The organism is Agromyces sp. NPDC058484, from assembly GCF_042720415.1.
Taxonomy (GTDB): Bacteria; Actinomycetota; Actinomycetes; order Actinomycetales; family Microbacteriaceae; genus Agromyces.
The window spans coordinates 256,783-283,515 of record NZ_JBHXMP010000001.1 but is presented as its reverse complement, the minus strand read 5'-3'; the positions used below and the strand labels follow the sequence as shown (position 1 = coordinate 283,515).

26 protein-coding genes and 4 tRNA genes are annotated in these 26,733 nt (G+C 68.7%); 21 read left to right on the top strand and 9 right to left on the bottom strand.

Features of this window, described 5'->3' with window-relative positions:
* Positions 1–85: 85 nt before the first annotated feature.
* On the top strand, positions 86–1,300 hold the full coding sequence (locus tag ACFWN7_RS01340) for an alpha/beta hydrolase family protein (RefSeq protein ID WP_376936862.1): 1,215 nt from the start codon (positions 86–88) through the stop codon (positions 1,298–1,300).
* A gap of 48 nt (positions 1,301–1,348) precedes the next feature.
* Here the strand turns inward: ACFWN7_RS01340 and ACFWN7_RS01335 are convergent, their stop codons facing one another.
* Complete coding sequence (locus ACFWN7_RS01335) at positions 1,349–1,786, bottom strand: SufE family protein (RefSeq protein ID WP_376936861.1); 438 nt, start codon at positions 1,784–1,786, stop codon at positions 1,349–1,351.
* Between the two features lie 51 nt (positions 1,787–1,837).
* A complete protein-coding gene (locus ACFWN7_RS01330) occupies positions 1,838–2,737 on the bottom strand; it encodes a sulfurtransferase (RefSeq protein WP_376936860.1) in 900 nt (299 codons plus the stop codon).
* 140 nt (positions 2,738–2,877) lie between these two features.
* Here ACFWN7_RS01330 and zapE point away from each other — a divergent pair, with 140 nt between their 5' ends.
* The 3 genes from zapE to ACFWN7_RS01315 all read left to right on the top strand — a co-directional run bounded on the left by zapE (position 2,878) and on the right by ACFWN7_RS01315 (position 5,981).
* On the top strand, positions 2,878–3,933 hold the full coding sequence (gene zapE / locus ACFWN7_RS01325) for a cell division protein ZapE (RefSeq protein ID WP_376936859.1): 1,056 nt from the start codon (positions 2,878–2,880) through the stop codon (positions 3,931–3,933).
* 163 nt (positions 3,934–4,096) lie between these two features.
* Positions 4,097–5,359: an ammonium transporter gene (locus ACFWN7_RS01320; protein WP_376936858.1), complete on the top strand. Its 1,263-nt coding sequence runs from the start codon at positions 4,097–4,099 to the stop codon at positions 5,357–5,359.
* A 76-nt stretch (positions 5,360–5,435) separates the two neighbouring features.
* Positions 5,436–5,981, top strand: a complete 546-nt coding sequence (locus ACFWN7_RS01315) for a type II toxin-antitoxin system PemK/MazF family toxin (protein ID WP_376936857.1) — start codon at positions 5,436–5,438, stop codon at positions 5,979–5,981.
* Between the two features lie 12 nt (positions 5,982–5,993).
* On the opposite strand, the gene ACFWN7_RS01310 is transcribed toward ACFWN7_RS01315, so the two are convergent.
* Positions 5,994–6,353 carry a VOC family protein gene (locus ACFWN7_RS01310; protein ID WP_376936856.1) on the bottom strand — a complete coding sequence of 120 codons (360 nt, stop codon included), beginning with the start codon at positions 6,351–6,353 and terminating at the stop codon, positions 5,994–5,996.
* A gap of 129 nt (positions 6,354–6,482) precedes the next feature.
* Positions 6,483–6,555, bottom strand: a tRNA-Val gene (locus ACFWN7_RS01305).
* Between the two features lie 239 nt (positions 6,556–6,794).
* Between ACFWN7_RS01305 and ACFWN7_RS01300 the strand changes: the two genes are divergently transcribed.
* From ACFWN7_RS01300 to ACFWN7_RS01280, 5 genes are all read left to right on the top strand, one after another.
* A tRNA-Gly gene (locus ACFWN7_RS01300) sits at positions 6,795–6,866 on the top strand.
* Positions 6,867–6,923: 57 nt separating this feature from the next.
* Positions 6,924–6,997: transfer RNA gene (locus ACFWN7_RS01295), tRNA-Cys, on the top strand.
* 23 nt (positions 6,998–7,020) lie between these two features.
* Positions 7,021–7,095, top strand: a tRNA-Val gene (locus tag ACFWN7_RS01290).
* Positions 7,096–7,312: 217 nt separating this feature from the next.
* Positions 7,313–9,229: a threonine--tRNA ligase gene (gene thrS / locus ACFWN7_RS01285; protein ID WP_376937097.1), complete on the top strand. Its 1,917-nt coding sequence runs from the start codon at positions 7,313–7,315 to the stop codon at positions 9,227–9,229.
* Positions 9,226–9,789: an HIT family protein gene (locus ACFWN7_RS01280; RefSeq protein WP_376936855.1), complete on the top strand. Its 564-nt coding sequence runs from the start codon at positions 9,226–9,228 to the stop codon at positions 9,787–9,789. Before thrS ends, ACFWN7_RS01280 begins: the two co-directional genes overlap by 4 nt.
* A 32-nt stretch (positions 9,790–9,821) precedes the next feature.
* On the opposite strand, the gene pdxY is transcribed toward ACFWN7_RS01280, so the two are convergent.
* Both pdxY and ACFWN7_RS01270 read right to left on the bottom strand, forming a co-directional pair.
* Complete coding sequence (gene pdxY, locus ACFWN7_RS01275; protein WP_376936854.1) at positions 9,822–10,673, bottom strand: pyridoxal kinase PdxY; 852 nt, start codon at positions 10,671–10,673, stop codon at positions 9,822–9,824.
* Positions 10,670–12,055, bottom strand: coding sequence for an aminotransferase class I/II-fold pyridoxal phosphate-dependent enzyme (locus tag ACFWN7_RS01270; RefSeq protein ID WP_376936852.1), 1,386 nt, complete (start codon positions 12,053–12,055; stop codon positions 10,670–10,672). Before ACFWN7_RS01270 ends, pdxY begins: the two co-directional genes overlap by 4 nt.
* A gap of 97 nt (positions 12,056–12,152) precedes the next feature.
* Between ACFWN7_RS01270 and pdxS the strand changes: the two genes are divergently transcribed.
* The 12 genes from pdxS (at position 12,153) to ACFWN7_RS01210 (ending at position 23,859) form a co-directional block, all read left to right on the top strand.
* Positions 12,153–13,043, top strand: a complete 891-nt coding sequence (gene pdxS, locus ACFWN7_RS01265; RefSeq protein WP_376936850.1) for a pyridoxal 5'-phosphate synthase lyase subunit PdxS — start codon at positions 12,153–12,155, stop codon at positions 13,041–13,043.
* Between the two features lie 101 nt (positions 13,044–13,144).
* Positions 13,145–13,675, top strand: a complete 531-nt coding sequence (gene pdxT / locus ACFWN7_RS01260) for a pyridoxal 5'-phosphate synthase glutaminase subunit PdxT (protein ID WP_376936849.1) — start codon at positions 13,145–13,147, stop codon at positions 13,673–13,675.
* A 136-nt stretch (positions 13,676–13,811) separates the two neighbouring features.
* Positions 13,812–14,549, top strand: a complete 738-nt coding sequence (locus ACFWN7_RS01255; RefSeq protein ID WP_376936847.1) for a hemerythrin domain-containing protein — start codon at positions 13,812–13,814, stop codon at positions 14,547–14,549.
* A 25-nt stretch (positions 14,550–14,574) separates the two neighbouring features.
* On the top strand, positions 14,575–15,105 hold the full coding sequence (locus tag ACFWN7_RS01250) for a DUF1697 domain-containing protein (protein WP_376936845.1): 531 nt from the start codon (positions 14,575–14,577) through the stop codon (positions 15,103–15,105).
* 83 nt (positions 15,106–15,188) lie between these two features.
* Entirely contained in the window at positions 15,189–15,947 is a 759-nt protein-coding gene (locus tag ACFWN7_RS01245) for a YebC/PmpR family DNA-binding transcriptional regulator (protein WP_376936844.1), read from the top strand.
* A 9-nt stretch (positions 15,948–15,956) separates the two neighbouring features.
* On the top strand, positions 15,957–16,565 hold the full coding sequence (ruvC, locus tag ACFWN7_RS01240) for a crossover junction endodeoxyribonuclease RuvC (RefSeq protein ID WP_376936842.1): 609 nt from the start codon (positions 15,957–15,959) through the stop codon (positions 16,563–16,565).
* Positions 16,562–17,182: a Holliday junction branch migration protein RuvA gene (ruvA, locus tag ACFWN7_RS01235; protein WP_376936840.1), complete on the top strand. Its 621-nt coding sequence runs from the start codon at positions 16,562–16,564 to the stop codon at positions 17,180–17,182. Before ruvC ends, ruvA begins: the two co-directional genes overlap by 4 nt.
* An 11-nt stretch (positions 17,183–17,193) precedes the next feature.
* Complete coding sequence (ruvB, locus tag ACFWN7_RS01230) at positions 17,194–18,258, top strand: Holliday junction branch migration DNA helicase RuvB (RefSeq protein WP_376936839.1); 1,065 nt, start codon at positions 17,194–17,196, stop codon at positions 18,256–18,258.
* A 99-nt stretch (positions 18,259–18,357) separates the two neighbouring features.
* On the top strand, positions 18,358–18,717 hold the full coding sequence (yajC, locus tag ACFWN7_RS01225; RefSeq protein ID WP_376936838.1) for a preprotein translocase subunit YajC: 360 nt from the start codon (positions 18,358–18,360) through the stop codon (positions 18,715–18,717).
* 63 nt (positions 18,718–18,780) lie between these two features.
* The gene (gene secD, locus ACFWN7_RS01220) at positions 18,781–20,523 is read left to right on the top strand and encodes a protein translocase subunit SecD (RefSeq protein ID WP_376936837.1); all 1,743 of its coding nucleotides are present in this window, start codon (positions 18,781–18,783) and stop codon (positions 20,521–20,523) included.
* Positions 20,523–21,536, top strand: a complete 1,014-nt coding sequence (secF, locus tag ACFWN7_RS01215) for a protein translocase subunit SecF (RefSeq protein WP_376936836.1) — start codon at positions 20,523–20,525, stop codon at positions 21,534–21,536. Before secD ends, secF begins: the two co-directional genes overlap by 1 nt.
* Before the next feature lie 67 nt (positions 21,537–21,603).
* Positions 21,604–23,859, top strand: coding sequence for a RelA/SpoT family protein (locus ACFWN7_RS01210; protein WP_376936835.1), 2,256 nt, complete (start codon positions 21,604–21,606; stop codon positions 23,857–23,859).
* Here ACFWN7_RS01210 and ACFWN7_RS01205 read toward each other — a convergent pair.
* The 3 genes from ACFWN7_RS01205 to ACFWN7_RS01195 all read right to left on the bottom strand — a co-directional run bounded on the left by ACFWN7_RS01205 (position 23,846) and on the right by ACFWN7_RS01195 (position 26,627).
* Positions 23,846–24,430 (bottom strand): hypothetical protein, encoded by a 585-nt coding sequence (locus tag ACFWN7_RS01205; protein WP_376936834.1) that lies wholly within the window; start codon positions 24,428–24,430, stop codon positions 23,846–23,848. The genes ACFWN7_RS01210 and ACFWN7_RS01205 overlap by 14 nt on opposite strands.
* 96 nt (positions 24,431–24,526) lie before the next feature.
* A complete protein-coding gene (locus tag ACFWN7_RS01200; RefSeq protein WP_376936833.1) occupies positions 24,527–25,759 on the bottom strand; it encodes a DUF349 domain-containing protein in 1,233 nt (410 codons plus the stop codon).
* A gap of 88 nt (positions 25,760–25,847) precedes the next feature.
* Positions 25,848–26,627, bottom strand: a complete 780-nt coding sequence (locus tag ACFWN7_RS01195; protein WP_376936832.1) for a peptidylprolyl isomerase — start codon at positions 26,625–26,627, stop codon at positions 25,848–25,850.
* Positions 26,628–26,733 lie beyond the last annotated feature (106 nt).

The window sequence follows — 26,733 nt, the reverse complement described above, 5'->3', positions numbered from 1 at the left end:
GTGCAGACTAGAGTCTCGGGTGGGAGGGATGCGGGCGGCACGCCGCACCGCAGCACACGTGATCGCTTCGCCGGAGGGGGTACGGATGGCTCGACGCATGGGGGCCCGCGACACGCTCGGAATCGCCGCCGCGGCGATCGGTCTGCTCGCGGCGGGGGTCACCGCCGCGGGTGCGATCATCGCGGTGAAGTTCGCTCGACAGGTGGTCACACCGCCGACGAGCCGGGTGGAGGACGTGCGGATCTCCGCGGTCGATCTCGCCAGCGGCGAGGTGGTGTTGGCGGCATCCGATGACTCGCGGATGCGCGGGCGCTACGGTTTCTGGTTCGAGCACGAGTCGGGACACGTCCGTCTCGGAGACGTCGTGGCGGAGGACGCGCGGCTCGTGCGCCGGCGCATCGAGCGCGTGGACTTCGGCAGGTTCGATCGCGCGGCGCGCGGGCGGGTGAACGGCTGGTATCACCTCGGGCCGTGGGAGCTCGGCCATGCCTACGAGAACGTCGTCGTGGAGACGGCGCTCGGGCCCGCTCCCGCCTGGTTCGTGCCGGCGGAAGGCGGCTCCGATCGATGGATCATCCAGGTGCACGGCCGCGGGGCGAAGCGGCAGGAGGGCCTGCGTGCGGTCGAGCCCGCATGGGAGGCCGGCTGGAACACGCTCCTCGTCTCCTACCGCAACGACGGTGAGGCGCCCGAGAGCGAAGACCGCAGGTACGGTCTCGGCGGCACGGAGTGGGCCGACGTGGTCGCGGCGACCCGCTATGCGATCGAGCACGGCGCCGAACGGATCGTGCTCATGGGCTGGTCGATGGGCGGCGCGATCGTGCTGCAGTCGGTGCTCCGGTCGGAAGAGGTGCGCGAACGCCTCGTGGCGGTGGTGCTCGACTCGCCCGCCATCGACTGGGTCGACATCCTGCGATTCCAGGGCGAAGCGCTCGGATTCCCGCGCGGGCTCGGCGACGTCGTGTCGCGGCTCATCGGCGGGCCGTGGAGCGGCGGCCTCACCGGCCTCGCCGCTCCCATCGACGTCACCGACCTGGACCCGGTCGCCCGCGCCGACGAGTTCGACATGCCGATGCTCCTCATGCACAGCGTCGATGACGGGTTCGTGCCGATCGACGGCTCACGACGTCTCGCGGAGGCGCGCCCGGATCTCATCGAGTTCGAGGTGTTCGAAGGCGCGCGGCACACCAAGCTCTGGAACCACGATCCGGAGCGGTGGACCGGGCTCCTACGCGGCTGGCTCGAGCGCAGCGCCGAAGGGCCGGAGCGAATCCAGGAGGAAGCCGAGATCGTCGGCTGATCTCTGGCTGAACTCAGCGGATGCCGACAGAGCGCCGCGCCCCCGCCCTCACGCGGCGATGCGCTCGCGCAATTGCCGTTTGATGCGCGCGAGCATCGCCGTCATCCCGCGCACCCGGAGCGGCGACACCGCCTCCGACAGGCCCAGCGACTGCGGGTAGTCATCGGGGATGTCGAAGACCTCGCCGACGGTCAGCCCGGCGAGTCCCTGCGCCAGGATCGAGGCGAATCCCCTGGTCGTGGGGGACTCGGCGGGAGCTGTCGCGTACAGGTGCACGAGCCCGTCATCGACCTCGACGAAGATGTAGACGGGGGACTGGCACTCCACGACTCGCTCGAGCAGGTCGGGGTGCTCGGCGTAGCGTTCGGGCAACTCGGGCAGCTCGTTCGAGAACTCGAGCAGCAGTTGCAGGCGGTCGGGGATGCCGAGCGCGAGGAAGTCATCGCGCGTCTCGGCGAGCGCGGTGGGCAGGGCCGTGGCGTCCATCGGTTCCATTCTCCCACCGATGACGACCGAGCCGGCCCGCCGGCGCCGTCGTCAGCGGGCCGGCACGTCGCCGCGCGCAGCGCCCGTCACGATCGGCACGCGCACGGCGCTGCCCCACTCGGTCCACGAACCGTCGTAGTTGCGCACCTTCTCGAAGCCGAGGAGATGCGCGAGCACGAACCACGTGTGGCTCGAACGCTCGCCGATGCGGCAATACGCGATCACGTCGTCGCCGTCGGTGAGGCCGGCCTCGTCTCGGTAGATCGCGTCGAGCTCTGCGCGCGGCTTGAAGGTTCCGTCGGGCGCCGCAGCACGTGCCCAGGGCACGGATGCCGCGGTCGGGATGTGGCCGGCACGCAGTGCACCCTCCTCGGGGTACGCGGGCGCGCTCGTGCGCTCGCCGTTGTACTCCTCGGGGGAGCGCACATCGATGAGGGGGTTGCCGAAGTGGGCGAGCACGTCTTCCTTGAACGCACGGATGATCGTGTCGTCACGCTCGACGACGGGGTAGTCGACCGGGGCCACCTCCATGACGTCGGTCGTGATCGGCCGGCCCTCGGTGATCCAGAGGTCGCGGCCGCCGTCGAGGAGGCGCACGTCTTCGTGGCCGAAGAGGGTGAACACCCAGAGCGCGTACGCCGCCCACCAGTTGTTCTTGTCACCGTAGATCACGACGGTGGTGTCTCGGGCGATGCCCTTCGACCCGAGGAGGGCGGCGAACTGCTCGGCGTCGACGTAGTCGCGCACGACGGGGTCGTTGAGCTCGGTGTGCCAGTCGACCTTCACTGCCCCCGGGATGTGCCCGGTCTCGTACAGCAGCACGTCCTCGTCGGACTCGACGACGACGATCCCGGGTTGCCCGAGGTGATCGGCGAGCCAGTCGGTGGTGACGAGGCGCTCGGGGTGGGCGTACTCGGCGAACTTGGCCGCAGAGTCGAACTCGACGGGCATGGGAACCTCCTGGGGTCGTCCGTTCGGACGGGGTCGGCGGGGAGCGGACTAGGCTGGTGACCTGTCCACCTCGAATCTACGCGGCATGCGGGTGGAATTCAGCATGCCGGTCATCCGGTGCAATACGGGAGCCCTCCAGCATGACCACGGCCTCGAGCCATGCCCTCGTTCGTCTCGTCGAACGGAATCCGTCGATCACGGGTGCCGAGATCGCGTCGGAGCTCGCGCCGCCCCCGCAGTTCGAGCACGCTTCGTTCGAATCGTACCGGCCCGACTCCGGGTTCCCCTCGCAGCAGGCTGCACTCGACCGACTCAACACATTCGCCGGCGCGTGGCGAGCTGCGCAACGGCCCGGCGGATTCTTCTCGCGCAAACGGCCCGCGCGCATCGAGCTGCCGGGCGTCTACCTCGACGGAGGGTTCGGCGTGGGCAAGACCCACCTTCTGGCCGCACTCTGGCATGTCGCGCACGGGCCGAAGTACTTCGGAACGTTCATCGAGTACACGGCGCTGGTCGGCGCGCTCGGCTATGCGAACGCCGTGAAGCTGCTCTCGGGGGCGCGGCTCATCTGCATCGACGAGTTCGAACTCGACGACCCGGGCGACACCATGCTCATGACGCGGTTCCTCGGGGAGCTCATGGCCGGGGGCACGCGGGTCGCCGCGACCTCGAACACGCCGCCGAACGCGCTCGGCGAAGGCCGTTTCGCCGCCGCCGACTTCCTCCGTGAGATCCACGCCCTCGCCTCGAACTTCGAAACGCTCCGCATCGACGGGCTCGATTACCGTCGCCGCGACACCGAGGGGCACGCCGAGGCGCTCGGCCGCGACGCCGATGCCGAGCACAGCGCGACGGCGCTCGCCGACCGCGGGCACCGCGTCTCACTCGACACGTTCGACGCGCTCATCGCACACCTGGCGACCGTGCATCCATCGAAGTACATCAAGCTGATCGACGGCATCGAGTTCATCGCGCTCACCGGTGTGCACCAGCTCACCGACCAGAACGCGGCGCTGCGGCTCGTGGCCTTCATCGACCGCGTGTACGACGCCGAGATCCCGATCATCGCGAGCGGCACGCCGCTCGATGAGGTGTTCGCCGACGACATGATGGCCGGCGGCTACCGCAAGAAGTACCTGCGCTCGATGAGCCGCATGATCGCGCTCACCACGGGCGAGCTCCCGCCGCACGAGTGAACCCGCGGCTCGTGATGCACACGGATTCCCGGGCCTGCCGAAACGTGCTGTTTACCCAGGGCCTGAGTCCGTAACACGGCGGAAACACCAGACGTTCCCACTCGAAACGTCGCCTCATGAAACTTGGCGGCACAGGCCCCCTGTGTCCCGAGAGAGGTTCGAGATGGATCAAGGCAACACGGCGTTCATTCTGATAGCGGCAGCACTCGTGTTGCTCATGACGCCAGGACTCGCGTTCTTCTACGGCGGTCTCGTCAAGGCGAAGAGCGTCATCAGCATGATGATGATGAGCTTCGGCGCGATGGGCCTTATCGGAGTGCTCTGGGTGCTCTTCGGGTACGCCATCGCGTTCCCCTCGGCCGAGGGCCTGAGCGCGCCGTGGGCCATCGACTGGTCGGCACTCGGCTTGAGCAGCCTTCTGGAGACCCCCGAAGGTGCTGCCTTCCCGCCGCTCGCGTTCGTGGCGTTCCAGGCGACCTTCGCGATCCTCACGGTCGCTCTGATCTCGGGTGCGATCGCCGACCGGGCGAAGTTCGGTGCCTGGATGGTGTTCGCGGGTATCTGGGCGACCATCGTCTACTTCCCGGTCGCGAGCTGGGTCTTCAACTTCGGTCTCGCAGATGACGGAAGCTTCGCGTACGGCGGCTGGATCACCTACGGCATGCAGGAGCTGTTCGGCGTCGGTGCCATCGACTTCGCGGGCGGCACGGCGGTGCACATCAACGCCGGTGCGGCGGCACTTGCTCTCGCCCTCGTGCTCGGCAAGCGCGTCGGCTTCTCGAAGGGCGCGCACGTGCCGCACAACCCGCCGTTCGTGCTCCTCGGCGCCGGCCTCCTGTGGTTCGGCTGGTTCGGCTTCAACGCCGGTTCCGAGCTCGCCGCCGACGGCACCGCTGCGCTCGCGTTCGTCAACACGATCGCCGCACCGGCCGCCGCGCTGCTCGCCTGGCTCGTCGTCGAGAAGCTCAAGGACGGCAAGCCCACCTCGGTCGGCGCCGCGTCGGGCGCGGTCGCCGGTCTCGTCGCGATCACCCCCGCCTGCGCATCGCTCACCCCGGTGTGGGCGATCGTGCTCGGCCTCGTCGCCGGAGCGGTCTGCGCCCTCGCCATCGACCTGAAGTTCAAGCTCGGGTTCGACGACTCGCTCGACGTCGTGGGCATCCACCTCGTCGGCGGCCTCATCGGAACGCTCTACCTCGGCTTCTTCGCCAACGGCAGCGGCCTCGTCTACAGCGGCGATCCCACGCAGCTGATCGTTCAGGCGATCGCCGCCTTCTCGGTGCTGGCCTACTCGTTCGTGCTGACGTTCGTCATCGGCACGATCATCCAGAAGACGATGGGCTTCCGCGTGACGAACGAGGACGAGATCGCCGGCATCGACACCGTCGTGCACGGCGAGGAGGGCTACAAGCTCGAGACCGTCTGACGACGCCGGTCCCTGAGCCCGTCGAAGCGGTCCCTGAGCCCGTCGAAGGGCGAGGGCGGTGGGGTAGTGTGCGGGTGTGCCTGACACCAGCCGCTTCCTCACCGCCCTCGGGCGCGTCATCCGGTCGTTTGCAGGTGCCCGGCCCGAAACGGTGGCGACGGATGCCGCGGGGCGCGGCTCCTCCGCAACGGACCTGCTCTCACCGGGGCAGGCCGGGCCGTCGGCCACGGTCGAGGTGGACCCTCGTGCCATCCGTCGCGTTCGACTCTCCTACACGCCATCGCGCGACGGTGAACCCGATCCCGGCGAGATCGTCTGGACCTGGGTGCCGTACGAGGAGAACGACGGGCGCGGCAAGGACCGCCCGGTCGTCGTGGTGGCGGCATCCGGTGCCGGCGACTACCTCGCGGTGCAGCTCACCAGCAAGGACCACGGTGGTGACCGCGACCATGTCGCCCTGGGCCGCGGCGCGTGGGATTCACAGGGGCGGCCGAGCTGGGCGCGCATCGATCGCGTCTTCCGCGTGCGCGGCGACGGCATGCGGCGCGAGGCCGCGTCGCTCGACGCGGAGCGGTATGCGCGGCTGGCCGACGCGCTCGGCGAACGGTACGGCTGGGGCTGACTTGTCCTCGCGTCAGTGACGTGGCGGGCGGTGCAGTCCGAACGGCGAGCCCTGGTCGTCACGGCACAGCCGGAACTCGCCGAAGATCGCCACGGATGCCTCGTCGTCCGCGTCGGTGACCGTGTCGACCGTGCCGCCGAGCCGCTCGACGGTGGCGACCGCGGCCTCGAGGTCGTCGACCCTGAAGAAGACGTAGGGCGCGGCCCCCTGGTCGCCGCCGTGGACGCCCGCCGGCACGCCCGCCCCGTCGATGGCATAACCGTCGCCTCCGGGACCGGACTCGAACGTCCAGCCGAACAACTTGCCGTAGAAGGAGCGTGCGGTCATGGCGTCCGCGGCCCCGAATTCGATGAATGACACCTCACCGGTCATGGTTCCCCCTCGAATCGCTGCTCGTGCGACACGTTAGGCGCGACGAACGCACGCCACAACGGGGTTGCACGGTCGAGTCTCGTGCTCGGCGCGAAACGAAGAACGCCCCCAGTGGAGTGGGGGCGTTCGTGGGCGATGCCGGGCTCGAACCGACGACCTCTTCCGTGTGAAGGAAGCGCGCTACCAGCTGCGCCAATCGCCCATCTGATCGCGACCCGGACGCGCCGTGCCGCGGACTCGATACTAGCCGACCCGGGTGCACGAATGCACATCGACGCGGGGTGGGGTGACCTGCTGTAGTTGCCGCGGTCGCATGACACGCCCGGGAATCTGTGACGGATTGGCGCGATGATCGGCATGAACGTGTCACACGACCCGCTCGGTTTGAGAATCGATCGGGGAATCGGCTAGAGTCTCTCTGCACGCAGAAATGCGGGCAACGCGGATGTGGCGCAGTGGTAGCGCATCACCTTGCCAAGGTGAGGGTCGCGAGTTCGAATCTCGTCATCCGCTCTGATCAGGATCGGGCGAAAGCCCGATTCCTGTTCTTTTGGTGGTGAACCCAGACACGGTGGATTGGCCGAGAGGCGAGGCAGCGGCCTGCAAAGCCGTATACACGGGTTCGAATCCCGTATCCACCTCCAAGCTGAGAACCCGTTCTCGACTTGGGCGATTGGCGCAGCGGTAGCGCGCTTCCCTGACACGGAAGAGGTCACTGGTTCGATCCCAGTATCGCCCACCACGACACCCCGGCCCCGGCCGGGGTTCTTTCGTTCTCCGCTGCAGACCCCGTTGACTTCCGTGCCGGGCGCGGCGTGATTCTCCCGCCATCGACGATCGCTCATGCGGCCGGTGCGAACCCGCCGTCGCACTACAGTTGAAGGGTTCGTTTCGACTCCAGGGATTGGATCACAGTGGCCGACGGCTTCGAGCTCTTCACCGATCGATCCGTTGTCGCGATGCGCGTCAACGGCGAGCTCAAGGACCTCGCCACGACGGTGACCGACGCCGACGCGGTCGAGCCGGTCACGATCGACTCGGCCGACGGGCTCGCGATCCTCCGCCACTCGACGGCGCACGTGCTTGCCCAGGCCGTGCAGGCCGTGAATCCCGAGGCGAAGCTCGGCATCGGGCCGCCGGTCACCGACGGCTTCTACTACGACTTCGATGTCGCCGAGCCGTTCACCCCCGACGACCTCAAGGCGCTCGACAAGGAGATGGCCCGCATCATCCGCTCAGGGCAGCGATTCATGCGCCGGGTCGTGACCGAAGACGATGCGCGCGCCGAGCTCGCCGACGAGCCCTTCAAGCTCGAGCTGATCGGGCTCAAGGGCCCTTCGACAGGCTCAGGGACCGAGGTCCCGACCGACGAGAACGAGTCCGTCGAGGTGGGTGGCGCCGAGCTCACGATCTACGACAACGTCGACCCGAAGACGGGCGAGACGATCTGGAAGGACCTGTGCCGGGGCCCGCACCTTCCGAACACCCGCATGATCGGCAACGGATGGGCACTCTCGCGCGTCGCGGCGGCGTACTGGCGGGGCTCCGAGAAGAACCCCCAGCTGCAGCGCATCTACGGCACCGCCTGGCCCACGAAAGACGAGCTGCGCGCCTACCAGCACCGCCTCGAGGAGGCCGCTCGCCGCGACCACCGCAAGCTCGGCGCCGAGCTCGACCTGTTCTCGTTCCCCGAGGAGATCGGCTCGGGCCTGCCCGTATTCCACCCCAAGGGCGGCGTCATCAAGCGCGAGATGGAGGACTACGTCCGTCGTCGCCACATCGAGGAGGGGTTCCAGTACGTCTCGACGCCGCACATCACGAAGTCGCACGTCTTCGAGCTGTCGGGTCACCTGCCGTACTACGCCGACACGATGTTCCCGCCGATGGAGCTCGAGAACAGCGAGTACTACCTGAAGGCGATGAACTGCCCGATGCAGAACCTCATCTTCCGGTCTCGCGGGCGCTCCTACCGCGAGCTGCCCCTGCGGTTCTTCGAGTTCGGCACGGTCTACCGCTACGAGAAGTCGGGTGTCGTGCAGGGCCTCACCCGCGTGCGCGGGCTGACCCAAGACGACTCGCACAGCTACGTCACGCCCGAACAGGCGCCCGGGGAGATCAAGCACCTCCTCGACTTCGTGCTCGGACTCCTGCGCGACTTCGGCCTGGACGACTTCTACCTCGAGCTCTCGACCCGCGACGCGGCATCCGACAAGTTCAAGGGCACTGATGAGCAGTGGGATGTCGCGACCGACGTACTGCGCGAGGCCGCCGAGGCCTCGGGCCTCGAACTCGTGCCCGATCCCGGCGGGGCCGCCTTCTACGGCCCGAAGATCTCGGTGCAGGCGCGCGACGCCATCGGCCGCACCTGGCAGATGTCGACCATCCAGTACGACTTCAACCAGCCGGCGGGCTTCGGGCTCGAGTACACCGCCGCCGACGGCACGCACCGGCAGCCCGTGATGATCCACTCGGCGAAGTTCGGCTCGATCGAGCGGTTCTTCGGCGTGCTCACCGAGCACTACGCAGGTGCGTTCCCCGTCTGGCTCTCGCCCGTGCAGGTCGTGGGCATCCCGGTGGCCGAGGAGTACGCCGACTACCTCGGCGGCATCGTCGATCGGCTTCGGCGCGATGGCGTGCGGGCCGAGCTCGACACGAGCGACGATCGCATGCAGAAGAAGATCCGCACGCACACCACGCAGAAGGTCCCGTTCCAGCTCATCGCCGGCGAGAACGACCGCGCGGCCGAGACCGTGAGCTTCCGGTTCCGCGACGGCAGCCAGGAGAACGGCGTGCCGATCGACGACGCGATCTCCCGCGTCCGCCGCTCCATCGAGGCGCGCATTCAGGTGACCACGAGGGACGACCTGTTCGCATGACGGCGTACCGACCCGATGAGTTCGATCGCGTTCCAACGGATGCCGCGGCCGACCTGGCCGGGGTCCCCGACGCGTTCCAGCGGCTCTGGACGCCGCACCGGCTGGTCTACATCCAGCACGGCCAGCAACCCGACGAGCATGCGTGCCCGTTCTGCCGTGCCCCTGAGATGACCGACGAGCAATCGCTCATCGTCGCGCGCGGCACGCACGCCTACGCGCTGCTGAACCTCTACCCGTACAACAGCGGACACCTTCTCGTGTGCCCCTACCGCCACGTCGCGACGTACGACGAGGCGACGCCTGAGGAGGTCGCCGAGATCGGCGAGCTCACGCAGACGGCGATGCGGGTCGTGAAGCAGGTGTCGAGGTGCGACGGCTTCAACATCGGCATGAACCAGGGTCGGATCGCCGGGGCGGGCATCGCCGAGCACCTGCACCAGCACATCGTGCCGAGATGGGCGCTCGACTCGAACTTCTTCCCGATCATCGCCGGAACGAAAGCGCTGCCCCGCCTGCTCGGCGAGGTGCGCCACGAGATCGCCGAAGCCTGGCCCGCCTGAACGCCGGCGGGCCGGCCGGACGGCGTGCGCGCTCAGCGCACCTGTCGCGCGGCGAACTGCATGCGCGGATTCGCGAAGTACTCCTGCGATTCGACGATCCGCAGTTCCCGATTGCCCGACTCATGGGTCTGCCGCAGCAGATCGAACACGCTCGACGCCGTGCGCGCGAGCGACTCCGCCGCGTCGCCGGTACGCCCGTAGTGGGCCGTGAAGAGCGCCGCAGTCACGTCGCCCGAGCCATTGGCCTTCAACGGCAGCAGCGGCGTCTGGACGATCCACGCGCCACGGTCGTCGACCGCGAGCATCTCGATGGTGCCGGGCTCACGGTCGGGGCGCTCCATGCTCGTGACCAGCACGGCGCCCGGACCCGAGGTGCGGGCGAGGTCGACGGCGTCGAGGGTCGACTCGAGGGTGTCGGGCCGGGTGCCCGTGAGGTACCCCAGCTCGAACTGGTTCGGGGTGATGAGGTCGGCGGAGGGCACGACGCGGTCGCGCAGCAGCACCGGGATGGCCGGGGCGACGAAGCATCCCGACTTCGCATTGCCCATCACGGGGTCGCAGGAGTAGACGACGTCGGGGTTCACCGCTCTGATGCGCGCGACCGCATCGAGGATCACGTCGGCGATGCCCTCACTGCCCTGGTAGCCCGACAGCACGGCATCGATCTCACCGAACACTCCGCGATCTTCGATGCCGGCGATCACCTCTCGCACGTCGTCGGGGCTGATCAGCGGCCCCCGCCAGGCGCCGTACCCCGTGTGGTTCGAGAAGTTCACGGTGTACACCGGGAGCACTTCGACCCCGATGCGCTGGAGCGGGAACACGGCCGCCGAGTTGCCGACGTGCCCGTAGGCGACCGCCGACTGGATCGAGAGGATCTTCACCGCTCGATCATCGCAGATCCGCCGCGTCCGGCTGTGGCCCGGGTCAGCTCGCGCGCAGCCCGGACGGAGGCGCCGACATCCGCCGCCAGCTTCTGCAGATCGGCGTCGTCGAGGTCGTGGACGGTGAGGCGCAGCCGGTCGGACGGAGCGCCCTCGCCGATCGCGAACTCATCGCCGGGTCGCGCGAGCCAGCCCCGCCGCATCAACTGCTCGGACACGGCGTAGGCGGGCGCGCCGAGTCGGACCCAGACACTGAGGCCGTCACCGTGCTGCGTCGGGATGCCCTCTGCCGTGAGCAACTCGGCGAACGCGGCGTTTCGCGCCGCGTAGTGCGCGCCCGCGGCCCGAATGCCCGTCGCGACCTCCGGGTCGGTCGCAAGGGCATGCACGAGACGCTGCAGGAGGTGGCTCACCCAGGTGGTGCCCGGTGTCAGCCGCATCGCGAGCCGCTCGGCGGTCTCAGGGTCGGAAGCAGTCACGGCGAGGCACATGTCAGGCCCGAGGAACTTCGACACGGAGCGAACAAGCGCCCAGCGCCGATGCTCGGCGCCGACCAGGGAGTGGTACGGCCGTCGTGAGAGCAGCGAGTAGTGATCGTCCTCGATGACCAGGACGTACGGGTGATCGCGGAGCACTGCGCGGAGTTGGGCCGCGCGCCGATCGGAGAGGCTCGCCCCCGTGGGGTTCTGCGCGCGCGGCGTGCAGATGACCGCGCGGACCCCGTGTTCGAGTGCTGCTCGGAGGCCGGAGACGGTCATCCCCTCGTCGTCGACTGCAACCGGCACAGGCCGGTAGCCGGCGACGCGGACCGTGTGCATGCTCGTGAGGAAGCACGGGTCCTCGAGGGCGACGGCATCATCGCGGGTGAGCGCTTGGGCGAGCAACCGCTCGACGGCGTCGGCGGCGCCGCTCGTCACCGTCAGGCGAATCTCGGTACTCGGTGGCAGATCTGCGCTCATCCATGCGTGCGCCCACCGTTCCAGGTCGGGGTCGATGACCGGTTCGCCGTAGAGGACAGGGCGCCGGACGATGCCCGCCAGCGCTCGCGACGGGTCGGGGATGTATGCGGCATCGGGATTGCCGGTGCCGATGTCGCGGAGCGCCGTGTCGGCGGCGAATCCCTCCTGAGCGACGTGCGTGGCGCCCGCCACGCGGGTGCCGCCGCGGCCCCTGGTGATGACGACGCCCGCGCTCGTCAGCTGCCGGTAGGCGGCCACCGCGGTGTTCCGATTGACGCCGAGGTGCTCCGCAAGCGCTCGAACTGACGGAAGTGCGTCGCCCGGGCGAAGCGTGCCGCGCTCGATGAGCGCGCGCAGGCTGTCGGCGATCTCGGCTGCAGAGCGCCCCTCGATCTGGATGGTCACGTCACCGCCTCTCCTCATGCATGCGACCATGCTATCTTTTGGCCTAGGACAATACTTCCGTTGATCTGTACCGGTGCGCGAGGTCATCGCGCGCGCTCGTCCGAGAGGATTCCCTGTGACCGTACCCGAGACTGGCTCGAGCCGCGTGAAGCGCGGGCTCGCCGAAATGCTGAAGGGCGGCGTCATCATGGACGTCGTCACGGCCGAGCAGGCACGCATCGCCGAGGACGCCGGCGCCGTCGCGGTCATGGCGCTCGAGCGGGTGCCCGCAGACATCCGCGCCCAGGGCGGCGTCGCGCGCATGAGCGACCCCGACCTCATCGAGGCGATCATCGCCGAGGTGTCGATCCCCGTCATGGCGAAGGCACGCATCGGCCACTTCGTCGAGGCCCAGGTGCTGCAGGCGCTCGATGTCGACTACATCGACGAGTCCGAGGTGCTCTCGCCCGCCGACTACGTGAACCACATCGACAAGTGGGCGTTCAACACCCCGTTCGTCTGCGGTGCGACGAACCTCGGCGAGGCGCTGCGTCGCATCAACGAGGGTGCCGCGATGATCCGCTCGAAGGGTGAGGCCGGCACCGGCGACGTCTCCGAGGCCACGAAGCACATCCGCAAGATCATGGGCGAGATCAACCAGCTGAAGTCGATGACTCGCGACGAGCTCTACGTCGCCGCGAAGGAGCTCCAGGCCCCGTACGACCTCGTCCTCGAGATCGCCGAGACCGGCAAGCTCCCGGTCGTGCTGTTCACGGCCGGTGGCGTCGCGACGCCGGCGGATGCCGCGATGATGATGCAGCTCGGCGCCGACGGCGTGTTCGTGGGCTCCGGCATCTTCAAGTCGGGCAACCCCGAGGCGCGCGCGGCCGCAGTCGTGAAGGCCACCACGTTCTACGACGACCCGTCGGTCATCGCCGACGTGTCGCGCGGCCTCGGCGAGGCGATGGTCGGCATCAACGTCGGCGACCTCGCGGCTCCGCACCGCCTCGCCGAGCGCGGCTGGTGACGACGCTCCGCACCGAATCACTCGACGCTGGGGCCACGGCTTCGGCCGGCCCTCGCGTCGGTGTTCTCGCGTTGCAGGGAGACTTCCGTGAGCACGCCCACGTGCTCACGAAGCTCGGCGCACGGGTCTCGCTTGTTCGGCGGCCCGAAGAACTTGCAGTGATCGACGGGCTCGTCATCCCGGGTGGCGAGTCGAGCGTCATGGACAAGCTCGCCCGTACCTTCGGCCTGCAGGCGCCACTCGAGGAGGCGATCGCGAGCGGAATGCCCGTGTACGGCACGTGCGCGGGCCTCATCATGCTCGCCGACACCCTGCTCGACGCGATCGACGGCCAGCAGAGCCTCGGCGGCCTCGACGTGGTCGTGCGCCGCAACGCCTTCGGGTCGCAGAACCAGTCGTTCGAGACCGACCTCGATATCCCCGCGCTCGGCGAGGTGCCGGTGCACGCCGTGTTCATCCGCGGACCGGTGGTCGAATCCGTCGGTCCCGCGGCGACGCCGCTCGCGTCTCTCGCCGACGGCCGCGTCGTCGCGGTCGAGCAGGGCAACCTCGTGGGCACGAGCTTCCACCCCGAGATCACGGGGGAGTACCGCTTCCACGAGTACTTCCTCGGCATGGTGCGCGCGGCCTGAGCCTGCACCAGCAGTGCGAGTCGACCTCTGGCGGATGCTTCGGACGGCGAGTACATTCGACTCGTCCGTTGTCCATTCGATGCGCCGACGACGGTGACCCCTACGCACGCGATGCGGCGCGGAACAGGGGTTCGACATGGTCACGAAACTGCCCAGCAGCTCAGGTCCGAAGCCTTCCGGGCAGCAACCGGGTTGCGACACCTCCGATCTCATCCAGGTGCACCGCATCTTCCGGTGGCTCTACAACGAACTCCCGGGCCTCATCCGGGGGGTCGACGACGGCGACGTGGATCGGGCATCCGTCGTCGGCGACTACGCGCACATGGACTTCTTCGGTCTGCATCTGCATCACGAGGGCGAGGATCTCGTGCTCTGGGATCGGCTCACGGAACGCTCGCCCGGCTGCGCGGCGCACGTCGACCAGATGAAGGCCCAGCACGCGCAGGTGGCGGCGCAACTCGCCGACGTCGAGCCGCTCCTCGAGCAATGGCGCACGCACGCGGATGCCCCGACACGCGACCGACTGGCGGCGGGCGTCGAGCACCTGCGAGACACGCTGTTCGGCCACCTCGCACCCGAGGAGGAGCACATCATGCCGGTCGCAGGATCGGTGCTGACGCAATCGGAGTGGGACGAGATGGGCGAGCACGCCCGAACCGGCCTCCAGAAGTCGCGCAAGGAGTTGCCGCGCGATGTCATGGCGCTGCAGCTGGGCCTCATGCTCGAGACCGTGCCGGCCGACGAGCGCCCCGAATGGATGAAGGCGAATCTGCCTGCCCCCGTGCGGCTGCTCTACTCGCTGCTCTTGAAGCGACGCTACGAGAACGCGATGAGCGAGTTGTACGAGGGCAGGCCGGTGCCGCCCATCCCATGACGGCAGTCCGTCATACGCTCGGCTCATGGCCGGTTACATCGCACTGCTCCGCGGCGTGAACGTCGGCGGCATCACCGTGAGGTCGGCCGAGCTGCGCGAACTCTTCGAGGGCCTCGGCTTCGGGGGAGTGCGCACCGTGCTCGCGAGCGGCAACGTCGCGTTCGAGAGCGACCGGCGCGAGACATCCGCGGCACTGAAGAAGCGCATCGAGCAGGCGCTCGGCGAGCGTTTCGGGTACGCCGCGTGGATCGTGCTCGTCACCCGCGAGCACCTCGCCGACGTGGTGCGCGACTTTCCGTTCGACGCCGAGCGCGAGGGGTGGCATCCGTACGTGCTGTTCGGTTCGGATGTCGCGAGCCTCGCCGAGCTCGCGAATTCGGCCGGCGATCTCGACGCTGCCGATGACGTGATCCGGCGCGGAAACGGCGTGATCTACTGGCACAACCGTCGAGCGCGGGGCATCGCCAGTTCCTTCGCGAAGCTCACTGCCAAGGCGCGTTTCAAGGAGACCACCACGAACCGCAACCTGCGCACGCTCGTGAAGCTGCTCGCCTGAACCGGGGTGCACGCGGCCCCTGTTCTAGAATGGACTCCGCGCGGCGCGCAGTGCCGTACGCCAGGATTCGATTCAGGAGACGCATGTCCGGGCATTCCAAGTGGGCCACGACCAAGCACAAGAAGGCGGTCATCGACGCACGCCGAGCCAAGTCGTTCGCCAAGCTGATCAAGAACATCGAGGTCGCCGCGAAGATGGGCGGGGCCGACCTCTCGGGCAACCCGACCCTCGTCGACGCCGTGCAGAAGGCGAAGAAGACCTCGGTCCCGAACGACAACATCGACCGCGCCATCAAGCGCGGCGCGGGACTCACCGGTGAGTCCATCGAGTACACGACCATCATGTACGAGGGCTACGGTCCCAACGGGGTCGCGCTCCTCATCGAGTGCCTCACCGACAACAAGAACCGCGCCGCTGCCGAGGTGCGCACCCTCATGACGCGCAACGGCGGCACCATGGCAGACCCGGGCTCGGTCGCCTACAACTTCGCGCGCAAGGGCGTCATCGTGGTTCCCGCCGAGGGCGCGACCGAAGACGACATCCTCGCTGCGGTGCTCGACGCCGGCGCCGAAGAGGTGACCGACGAGGGCGAGACCTTCGAGGTCGTCACCGAGGCCTCCGACATGGTCGCGGCGCGCACCGCGCTGCAAGAGGCCGGCATCGACTACGACTCGGCCGACGCCGCGTTCGTGCCGAACCTCAAGGTCGAGATCGACGCCGAGACTGCCCGCAAGGTCTTTCGCCTCATCGACGCGCTGGAAGACAGCGACGACGTGCAGAACATCTACAGCAACTTCGACCTGACCGCCGAGGTGCAGGCCGAGCTCGAAGCCGAGGACTAGCCGATCGCCGTGCGAGTGCTCGGCATCGACCCCGGCCTGACGCGATGCGGCGTCGGCGTGGTCGATGTCGAGCCCGACCGCACGGCGCGACTCGTCGACGTGGTGGTGCTGCGCTCGCCGGCCGATCTCGACACGCCGCGGCGTCTCGCGCGCATCGCCGACGGCATCGAGGCGATCCTCGAGGAGCACCGCCCGCAGGCGGTCGCGCTCGAGCGCGTGTTCGCGCGCAGCGACGTCTCGACGATCATGGGAACCGCCCAGATCTCCGGGGTCGCGATGCTCATCGCCGCGCGTCGGGCCCTGCCCGTCGCGCTGCACACCCCGAGCGAGGTGAAGGCGGCGATCACCGGGTACGGCCGCGCCGACAAGGCCCAGGTCGGCGCGATGGTCGCGCGAATCCTCGGTCTCGAAGCGGCGCCGAAGCCGGCGGATGCCGCCGACGCGCTCGCCCTCGCGATCTGCCACGCCTGGCGCACCGGAGGAGCGGCGGGTGCCGCGGTGACGGACGCGAGTGCGCCGGACGCGGCGGGCGTTCCGCTGACTCCCGCCCAGCGGGCGTGGATCGCCGCAGAGCGTTCGGCCGCGGTGTCGGGGGCCGCCCGTAGGCTGAAGGAGTGATCTCCTCTCTTCGCGGCCGCGTGCTCACCACGGCCGGCAGTTCGGTCGTGATCGAGGTCGGCGGCGTCGGGTTCCATGTGAACACCACGCCTGCGCTCGCACTCGCGAGTCGCGACGGCAACGAGCTCGCCGTGCACACGAGCCTCATCGTGCGCGAGGATGCACTCACCCTCTTCGGGTTCGCGACGCGTGCGGAACTCGAGGTGTTCGAACTGCTCATCGGGGTCACCGGTGTCGGGCCGAAATCGGCGCTCGGCGTGCTGTCGGCGCTGTCGCCCGACCAGGTCGCCGCGGCGGTGCAGGGCGACGACGATGCCGTGTTCCGCAGGGTGAGCGGCATCGGCCCGAAGACCGCGAAACTCATCACGGTCTCGCTCGCGGGCAAGCTCGTCGCGTCCGATTCGTCGGCCACGCCATCCGCCGTCGTCGTGGGCGGCGTCGCCGAGAGCGTGCTCGCCGCGCTCACCGGGCTCGGCTGGTCGGAGCGGGTGGCGGCAGAGGCCGTCGAAGAGACGATGGGTACGGCATCCGAGTCCGAAGCGGCATCCGTGCCCGCCCTGCTGCGGCTCACGCTCTCGCGGCTGGGCCCGGCCCAGCAGGCCGGGAGGTCGCGATGAATCTGGGCAAGATGAGGCCGGACGAGAAGAACGAGGGAGACCTCGATCTCACCGACCCGGTGCTCGCCTCCGAGGCGGAGCTCGCATTCGAGGGCGCTCTCAGGCCCCGAAGCCTGGCCGAGTTCGTCGGCCAGACCCGCGTGCGCGGGCAGTTGCAGCTCCTCCTCACGGCCGCGACGCTGCAGCAGCGCACGCCCGATCACATCCTGCTCGCGGGCCCGCCCGGTCTCGGCAAGACCACGCTTGCGATGATCGTCGCCCACGAGGGCGGGCGACCGCTGCGCATGTCCAGCGGGCCCGCGATCCAGCATGCCGGCGACCTTGCTGCGATCCTCAGCTCGCTCGTGCCGGGAGAAGTGCTCTTCATCGACGAGATCCACCGCATGGCCCGCTCGGCGGAAGAGATGCTGTACCTCGCGATGGAGGACTTCCGCATCGACATCATGGTCGGCAAGGGCGCAGGCGCCACGTCGGTGCCGCTCGACCTCGCGCCGTTCACCCTCGTCGGAGCCACGACGCGGGCGGGTCTGCTTCCGAACCCGCTCCGGGATCGGTTCGGCTTCACGGCGCACCTCGAGTTCTACGACGAGTCCGAGCTCGCGCAGGTGCTCGCGCGGGCGGCGTCGATGCTCGGGCTCTCGATCGACGGCGAGGCGATCGCCGAGATCGCAGGGCGGTGCCGCGGCACCCCCCGCATCGCGAACCGGCTCCTGCGCCGCGTGCGCGACTACGCGCTCGTTCACGGCAGCGATGCGAGCGTCGACGCAGTGCGTGCGGCCCTCGACCTCTACGACGTCGACGCGCTCGGCCTCGACCGACTCGATCGGGCCGTCATGCAGACCATTCTCACGCGCTTCGGCGGGGGGCCGGTCGGCCTCAACACGCTCGCCGTGTCCGTCGGCGAGGAGGCCGAGACGATCGAGGCGGTCGTCGAGCCGTTCCTTGTTCGCATCGGCCTCATCACACGTTCTCCGCGAGGGCGGGTCGCCACCCCGCAGGCATGGCGGCATTTCGGTCTGTCGGAGCGCAGCTCCGGCTCCAACGCCGCAGCCGTCCTTCCGATCGATGACCTATAATCCAATGAGGCTTCGTCCTCGCCGCCGTCGACTTCGTGCGGTTCACCGCACACCGGAAGGTTCCTCTCCCTCATGACGTTCGATCCGTTCACTATCATCATGCTCGCCGTCCTGGCGGTGCTGATCTTCTTCATGTTCCGCAACTCGCGCAAGCGGCAGGCGGACGCGCGCGAGCTGCAGTCGAAGGTCCAGCCGGGCGCCAAGGTGATGACGAACTTCGGCGTCTTCGGCACCATCCTCTCCATCGACGAAGACGAGAACCAGGTGCTCCTCGAGACCTCACCGGGCACGGTCCTCACCGTGCACCGTCAGACCGTCTCCCGGGTCGTCGAGCCGGTTGCCGCTGCTCCCGTGACCGAGGTCGGCGCAGCCGGAAGCGCGGCCGAGCCCGAGTTCGGCGAGCGCGTCGACGACACGCCGACCGATGAGGCGCCCGACACGAAGAAGTCGGACGACTAAGGCTCCCTACCGAGGCTCGGCTCGCGCGCTGTCGCGCGGGCTCCTGCAGAGAAAGCAGAACACGTGGCTGCACCATCCAAGCGGTCATCCCGGCCGACCCCCGTTCGCAAGGCATGGCGTTCGCTGAGCTGGCTCGGCGTCATCATCGCCGGACTCTTCGCGATCAACGCGGCCGGCGTGATCTGGGGCGGCGGCTCGTGGACGCCGAAGCTCGCCCTCGATCTCGAGGGCGGAACGCAGATCATCCTCGCGCCCAAGGTCGAGACCGGCCAGTCGGTCTCGCAGGAACAGCTCGATCAGGCGGTCTCGATCATCCGCCAGCGCGTCGACGCGTCGGGTGTGGCCGAGGCCGAGATCAACACCGAGGGCTCGAACGTCGTCGTCCGCATCCCGGGCGAGCTCGACGACCAGACCCGTGCCCGCATCGAGTCGTCCGCGAAGCTCGAACTGCGCGCCGTGCTGCTCGCGGATGCCGCGACGAACCAGTCGATCGACCCGAGCGCGAGCCCAGAACCGACGGATCCGGCCGCCGAGGAGCTCGAGTCGACCCCGACCACCGAGCCGACGGACGGCAGCGACCCGGCGTGGATCACGCCGGCTCTCCAGGCCGAGTTCGACGACTTCGACTGCTCGACGCTCGACGAGGCGGCCACGAACGTCGCCCCCGCCGACGAGCCGCTCGTCACCTGCGACGTCAGTCGCACGGCGAAGTACCTGCTCGGTCCGGTCGAGGCGAGCGGCGAGAACATCGTCGACGCCACGAACGGCATGGTGACCACGCAGACGGGCGCCAGCACCGGGCAGTGGGCCGTCAACATCCAGTTCGACGAGAAGGGCACCGAGGACTTCGCCGAGGTCAGCACACGCCTGTTCGGTCTGCAGAGCCAAGGGGCCTCCCCGCGCGACCAGTTCGCGTTCGTCCTCGACGGCGCCGTGCTCACCGCTCCGCAGATGAACGGCGCCATCACCGACGGCCGCCCCCAGATCACCGGGAGCTTCACTCAGGAGTCGTCGAAGTCCCTCGCCGACCAGCTGAAGTTCGGCGCCCTGCCGATCAGCTTCACCGTGCAGTCGTCCGACACCATCTCGGCGACCCTCGGTACCTCGCAGCTCCAATCCGGACTGGTGGCGGGTCTCGTCGGCCTCATCCTCGTCGTGATCTACACGCTCTTCCAGTACCGCGCGCTCGGATCGGTCACCATCGCCTCGCTCGCGATCGCGGCCCTCATCACCTACCTGATGATCACGATCCTGTCGTGGCGCGAGGGCTACCGTCTGTCGCTCGCCGGCATCGCGGGCCTCATCGTCGCCATCGGCTTCACCGCCGACTCGTTCATCATCTACTTCGAGCGCGTTCGCGATGAACTCCGCGACGGCCGGCCGCTCGTCGGTGCCGTCGAGGCCGGCTGGAAGCGGGCATTCCGTACGGTGCTCGCATCGAAGGCCACGAACCTGCTCGCGGCGATCGTGCTGTTCATCCTCGCGGTGGGCAGCGTCAAGGGCTTCGCGTACACGCTCGGCCTCACCACGATCATCGATGTCGTCGTCGTGATCCTCTTCACCCACCCGATGCTGCAACTGCTCGCGCAGACGAGGTTCTTCTCGAGCGGCAACCCGTGGTCGGGGCTCGACCCGAACGCGCTCGGCGCCGTGTACCGCGGGCGCGCGGAGTTCCGCAAGCCCGTCACCGTGCCCGCGAGCAAGGTCGCGTCGAGTTCCAAGGAGGCGCAGAAGCGCCAGACCATCGCAGAACGCAAGGCCACCGCGGGCGTCGGCAGCGGGACGAGCGAAGGCAAGGAGTCCTGATGGCCAACCGGCTCACGACATTCGGCAACGACCTCTACACGGGCAAGCGCTCGTTCAATTTCGTCGGCGGCCGCAAGAAGTGGTACGTGATCGTCGCACTGCTGATCATCCTCTCGGTACTCATTCCGGTGTTCCGGGGCATAAACTTCAGCATCGAGTTCCGCGGCGGGTCGCAGTTCCAGATCGCCGGCGTCGAGAACGCCGAAGCCCAGCCGGCGATCGATGCCGTGGCATCCGTCGTGGCCGACGCTGACGCGCACGTGATGATCGTCGGCGGCGACGGCGTGCGAGTGCAGACCGACCAGCTCGAGCAGGCGGACTCGCGGGCGGTCACGACGGCCCTCGCCGAGGCGTACGACGTGCCCGAATCCGAGGTCACGTCGTCGTTCATCGGGCCGAGCTGGGGAGCGGATGTCACGAGGCAGGCGCTCGTTGGACTGGTGGCGTTCCTCGTGCTGGCCGGGATCATCATGGCGCTCTACTTCCGCACGTGGAAGATGTCGCTCGCCGCCATCCTCGCGCTCATCGCAGACCTGGTCGTCACGGTCGGCGTCTACGCCGCGGTCGGATTCGAGATCAGCCCGGCGGCCACCATCGGCATCCTCACGATCCTCGCCTACTCGCTCTACGATACCGTCGTGGTCTTCGACAAGATCCGCGAGAACACCTCCGAGGACGGGCTGGAGTCGCGACGCACCTTCGCGGAGTCGGTGAACCTCGCGGTGAACCAGACGCTGGTGCGGTCGATCAACACGAGCGTCGTCGCTGCGCTGCCGGTCGCGGCGATCCTCTTCCTCGGTGTGGGCGTGCTCGGTGCCGACACGCTCCGCGACATCTCGCTCGCCCTGCTGATCGGCATCATCGTCGGCACGTGGTCGACGGTGTTCCTCGCCGCTCCCCTCTACTCGCAGCTGCGAGAGGGCGAGCCGGCGATCCGCCGTCATGACCAGAAGGTGCTGAAGGAGCGCGAGCGCGCGGCATCCGTGTCGAATGAAGCGGTGCCAGCCGTATGATGTTCGCCTCGGGGAGCGGCACGGAGCTGAGCCGGAGCGGCCATAATTGAGCTCTGGAGGTGCGCGCATGACTGAGGCCGGGGTCAATTCCACCGCTTCGCTGCGCCGCCTCGTGCCTCGCATCTTCTCGAAGGCGCAACCGTCGGGCGCGGTCGACACCCTCGTGCGGACCGTGCGGATGCACCACCCGAAGACCGATCTCGGTCTCATCGAGCGCGCGTACACCGTCGCCGAGCGGGCCCATGAGGGCCAGAAGCGCAAGAGCGGCGAGCCCTACATCACGCATCCGATCGCGGTCGCGCAGATCCTCGCCGACCTCGGCATCGGATCGAAGACCGTGGCGGCGGCCCTCCTGCACGACACGGTCGAGGACACCGCGTACACGCTCGATCAGGTGCGCGCCGACTTCGGCGACGAGATCGCGATGCTCGTCGACGGCGTGACGAAGCTCGACAAGGTCAAGTACGGCGACTCCACCCAGGCCGAGACCGTGCGCAAGATGATCGTCGCGATGTCGAAGGACATCCGCGTGCTCATCATCAAGCTCGCCGACCGGCTCCACAACGCCCGCACGTGGGGATTCGTGCCCGCGGAGTCGGCGACGCGCAAGGCGACCGAGACACTCGAGATCTACGCCCCGCTCGCGCACCGGCTCGGCATCCAGACCATCAAGTGGGAGCTGGAGGACCTCTCGTTCGCGGTGCTCTACCCGAAGCTGTACGCCGAGATCGAGAGTCTCGTGAAGCAGCGCACACCGCAGCGCGAGGAGTTCGTGCAGTCCGTCATCGACCTCGTGGGCGAAGACCTCAAGCTGGCGAAGATCCGCGGCAAGGTGATGGGCCGGCCGAAGCAGTACTACTCGATCTACCAGAAGATGATCGTGCGCGGCCGCGACTTCGACGAGATCTACGACCTGGTCGGCATCCGGGTGCTCGTGAACTCGGTGCGCGACTGCTACGCGGTACTCGGGGCGATCCACGCCAGGTGGACGCCGCTGCCCGGCCGCTTCAAGGACTACATCGCGACGCCGAAGTTCAATCTCTACCAGTCGCTGCACACCACGGTGATCGGGCCGAAGGGCCGCGCCGTCGAGATCCAGATCCGCACGCACGACATGCACCAGCGTGCGGAGTACGGCGTCGCGGCGCACTGGAAGTACAAGGAACGGATGACTTCCGGCCGCACCGCCGAAGCGCCGAGCACGCACGAGACCGACATGGCGTGGCTCGCGCACATCTCCGACTGGCAGGCGGAGACCGCCGACCCGGGCGAGTTCCTCGATTCGCTGCGGTTCGAGATCGGCGCGAAGGAGGTCTACGTCTTCACGCCCAAGGGCCGCGTGATCGGATTACCGGCGGGCGCGACGCCCATCGACTTCGCCTACGCCGTGCACACCGAGGTCGGCCACCGCACCATGGGCGCGAAGGTGAACGGCCGGCTCGTCCCGCTCGAGAGCGAGCTCACGAGCGGCGACGTCGTCGAGGTCTTCACGTCGAAGAATCCCGACTCCGGTCCGAGTAAAGACTGGCTCGGCTTCGTCAAGAGTCCGCGCGCCCGCAACAAGATCCGGCAATGGTTCACCAAAGAGCGTCGCGATGAGGCGATCGAGCAGGGCCGCGACGCGATCGCACGCGCGATGCGCAAGCAGAACCTCCCGCTCCAGAAGCTCATGAGCCAGGAGTCGTTCGCCGAGGTCGCGGCGCAGCTGAGATACGACGATGTCTCGTCGTTGTACGCGGCGGTCGGCGAGGGGCACGTCTCGACGCAGTCGGTGCTCGAGAAGGTCGTCGCGCTGGTGCGCGACGTCCCCGAGGGCGATGACGAGCCCGACCTGCCGATCTCGACTCGCACCCGTCCACTGCCGCGGCACAGCGACTCCGGGGTACTCGTGCGCGGCGCGCCCGACATCCTGGTGAAGCTCGCGAGGTGCTGCACCCCGGTGCCGGGCGACCAGATCGTCGGCTTCATCACCCGCGGCGCAGGCGTCTCGGTGCACCAGGCGAACTGCCACAACGTGCAGTCCCTGATGCGAGAGCCCGAGCGGATGATCGATGTCGAGTGGGCGCCGAGCTCGAAGAGCGTCTTCCTCGTGCAGATCCAGATCGAGGCGCTCGACCGGGCGGGCCTCCTTTCGGACGTCACGCGGGTGCTCTCGGAGCACCACGTGAACATCCTCTCCGCGAACGTGTCGACGTCGACGGATCGCCTGGCTCTCAGCCGCTTCGTGTTCGAGATGGGCGACACGACGCACCTCGATCGCGTGCTGAACGCGGTGCGGCGCATCGATGCGGTGTACGACGTCTACCGCGTCAGCGACGGCTGAACGAATCGTCGGCCGATCGAGCGGCCGACGCCTCCGCGCGGTCGAGCCGCGCGAAAGCGGCCGACTTGTGCGGCATGCGCGTCGCGGCATCGAGTCGCTCGCGAAGCTCGCAGCCGAGCGTCGACCGGGCCGCGATCATCGCCCCGACGACTTGCTCCACGAGGGCTGCCTCGAACGAAGGCTCGCGCAGGAGGTCGAAGCCCGTGCGCACGATCGACGTGCACCGGATACCGCCGAGCTCGATGATCTCCGAATCCTCGATGCGAACCTCGCGCACGGTGGCGCGGTGGTCGCCGATCACCGCGATGCGCGCGCTGAGCGGCACGCAGAACTGCGCGATGGCGGGCGGAGTGGCGAGTCCGCCGTGCACCCACGCGGCCGACAGCCGCTCGACGACGAGCCGCCTCGGCGCCCGGAGCGCCACGACCGCCGCGCGGAAGGCCGGAAGATCGGGCTCATCGACGGGCGCCCAACCGTCGTCGACGGCGAAGAGCTCACCGTCGAGACGGGCGGCGCAGAGCTCGGCGATGGGAAGGTCGTCGGTGCCGAGCACCACGGGAAGCCGTGCCATGCGCCCATGTTGCGGCATCCGGCCGGCGCCGGCGCGCGTCGGCACGTCACCTGTGGAGAAACGACCCCGGCGGCGCACACCGCGGAGAAGTCGGTGTCAGCCCCCGACGGCCTTGAGCCAGGCACGGCGAGCGTCGAGCGCCTCGCTCGCCGCCGCGGCGGCCTGCGCGTCACCGGATGCCTCGGCGGATGCGAGCTCGCTCTCGAGCTTGGCGATCGCATCGTGAAGCTGTCCGAGCATGCCCTCGGAGCGCGCCTTCTTCTCGGGGTCCTCACGCTGCCAGTGCTGGTCTTCGAGTGAACGCACATGGGTCTCGACCTTGCGCAGGCGGTCCTCCACGGGGCGCACCTGGTCGCGTGGCACGCGGCCGATCTCATCCCAGCTGCGCTGGATCCTGTTCAGGGCGGCACGCGCCTGCTTGGGGTCGGTCTCGGAGAGGAGCTTCTCGGCGTCCTCGAGAAGCGCGAGCTTCTCGCCGAGGTTGGCACGATAGGCCTCGTCTTCCTGCGCGTCGACCTCTGCCTTGGCCTGGAAGAGCACGTCGCCCGCGGCCTTGAACTTCGCCCAGAGTGAGTCGTCGAGCTTCTTGCCCGCCCGGCCGGCCTGCTTCCACTCGTCGAGGAGGTTGCGGTAGTCGGCGACCGCGTCGGCCCCGCGCGGGGCGAGCGCCTCGGCGCGCTCGATGAGGGCCTGCTTGCGTCCCCGGACATCGCGGTGCGCGGCGTCGAGTTCGGCGAAGAACGCCTTGCGGTGCTGCTCGATCGTCGAGCGAGCGGTTCGGAAGCGCTTCCACAGCTCGTTCGCCTCGTTCTTCGGGAGGCGCGGGCCGTTCTGCTGGTGCTGCTGCCAGCCGGCGAACAGGGCGTCGAGTTCGGCCGTCGCCTGCTTCCATTGCGTCTTCGCCGGGTCTTGCGCCGCGAGCGCCTCGGCCTGCTCGACGATCCGGGTGCGCTCGGCGATCGCTTCGCCGAGCGCGGCCTTCGCCTCGGCCTGCTGCTGCTCGGTGAGCTCCTTCGTAGTGCCCGAGAGCGCCTCGAGGCGACGGGCGAGCGACTCGAGGTCGCCGACCGCGTGCGCGCCGGCGACGGACTCCCGGAGCGTGGCGACGGCCTTGGCGACATCCGCCGCGGGGGCACCGCGCTTCACGCGCTGCTCGAGGAGGGTCACCTGGCCCGCGAGGTCGCCGTACTTGCGTTCGAAGTAGGCGAGCGCCTCTTCAGCCGTCGCGTCGGGATACTGGCCGACCTCACGCTCGCCGTCGCTCGTCCGCACGAAGACGGTGCCCGTCTCGTCGACGCGGCCCCACGGTTGCTGCTCTGAATCGGTCACGGCCTCACCCTGTCGTGGTCGGATGCCGCACGGGGGCGGCGATGACGGCATCAAGCCTATTGCACCGCCGGTGGGCCGGTGCCGGTCGTCACTCGATCGTGAAGCCGGTGATGCTCACCGGCACGGCCGGTGCCCCATCGGTCGCCCCGTCGGCGGTGCCGGCGGCAGTGATGCCGGCACGGAGTTCGTCGAGGCCGCTCGTCACGCGGCCGATCACCGAGTAGCCGCCGGTATCACCGGGGAGCGTCGTGTCCTCGTACACGATGAAGAACTGGCTGCCATGGCTGTACTGGTCGGCCGCGCGCGCCATGGCGATCGTACCGGCGGGATAGAGGTCGTCGGCGGGCGCGTTCTCGACCGGTCCGTAGCTGTAGCCGGGACCGCCCGTGCCGTCACCGGTCGGGTCGCCGCACTGGAGCACCCAGATGGCGTCCTTCGTGAGACGGTGGCACGTCGTGCCGTCGTAGAAGCCCGATTGGATCAGGCTGATCTCGCTCGAGACCGCTTGCGGCGCCGCGGCCCCGTCGAGCTCGATGCCGAGCGGGATGTCGTTGAGCGTGAGGGTGCCCGTCCAGGTGCGATCCCCGGCGAGATCGGCCGGCGGCACGTCCCCCTGGTTCTCGCCCGCCGGCGCGGTCGGGGTCGGGGTCGGTGCGGCGGACGGCTCGGCCTCGGGCGTGCCGGGACCGCCGTTGAAGTAGAGGAGCTGCGCGGCGGTCGCGATCGCGAGCACGACGACGAGTGCGACGGCAGCGATGACGTTGTCCCTCGTGCGTCTCCGCTGCTTGCGGACGTGCACTTCCTGGCGGGCCTGGTAGGTGCGGAGGCGCGCTCGTTCCTCACGCGCCTGACGGTCGTTCGATGCCACGCATGCTCCTTCTCCGGACTTCTGCGAGCCGACTCTACGCAAGGCCCGGGATCGGCACCAATCGCACGATCACGGCGTCGGCATCGGTGTCGGATGCCGCGGCTAC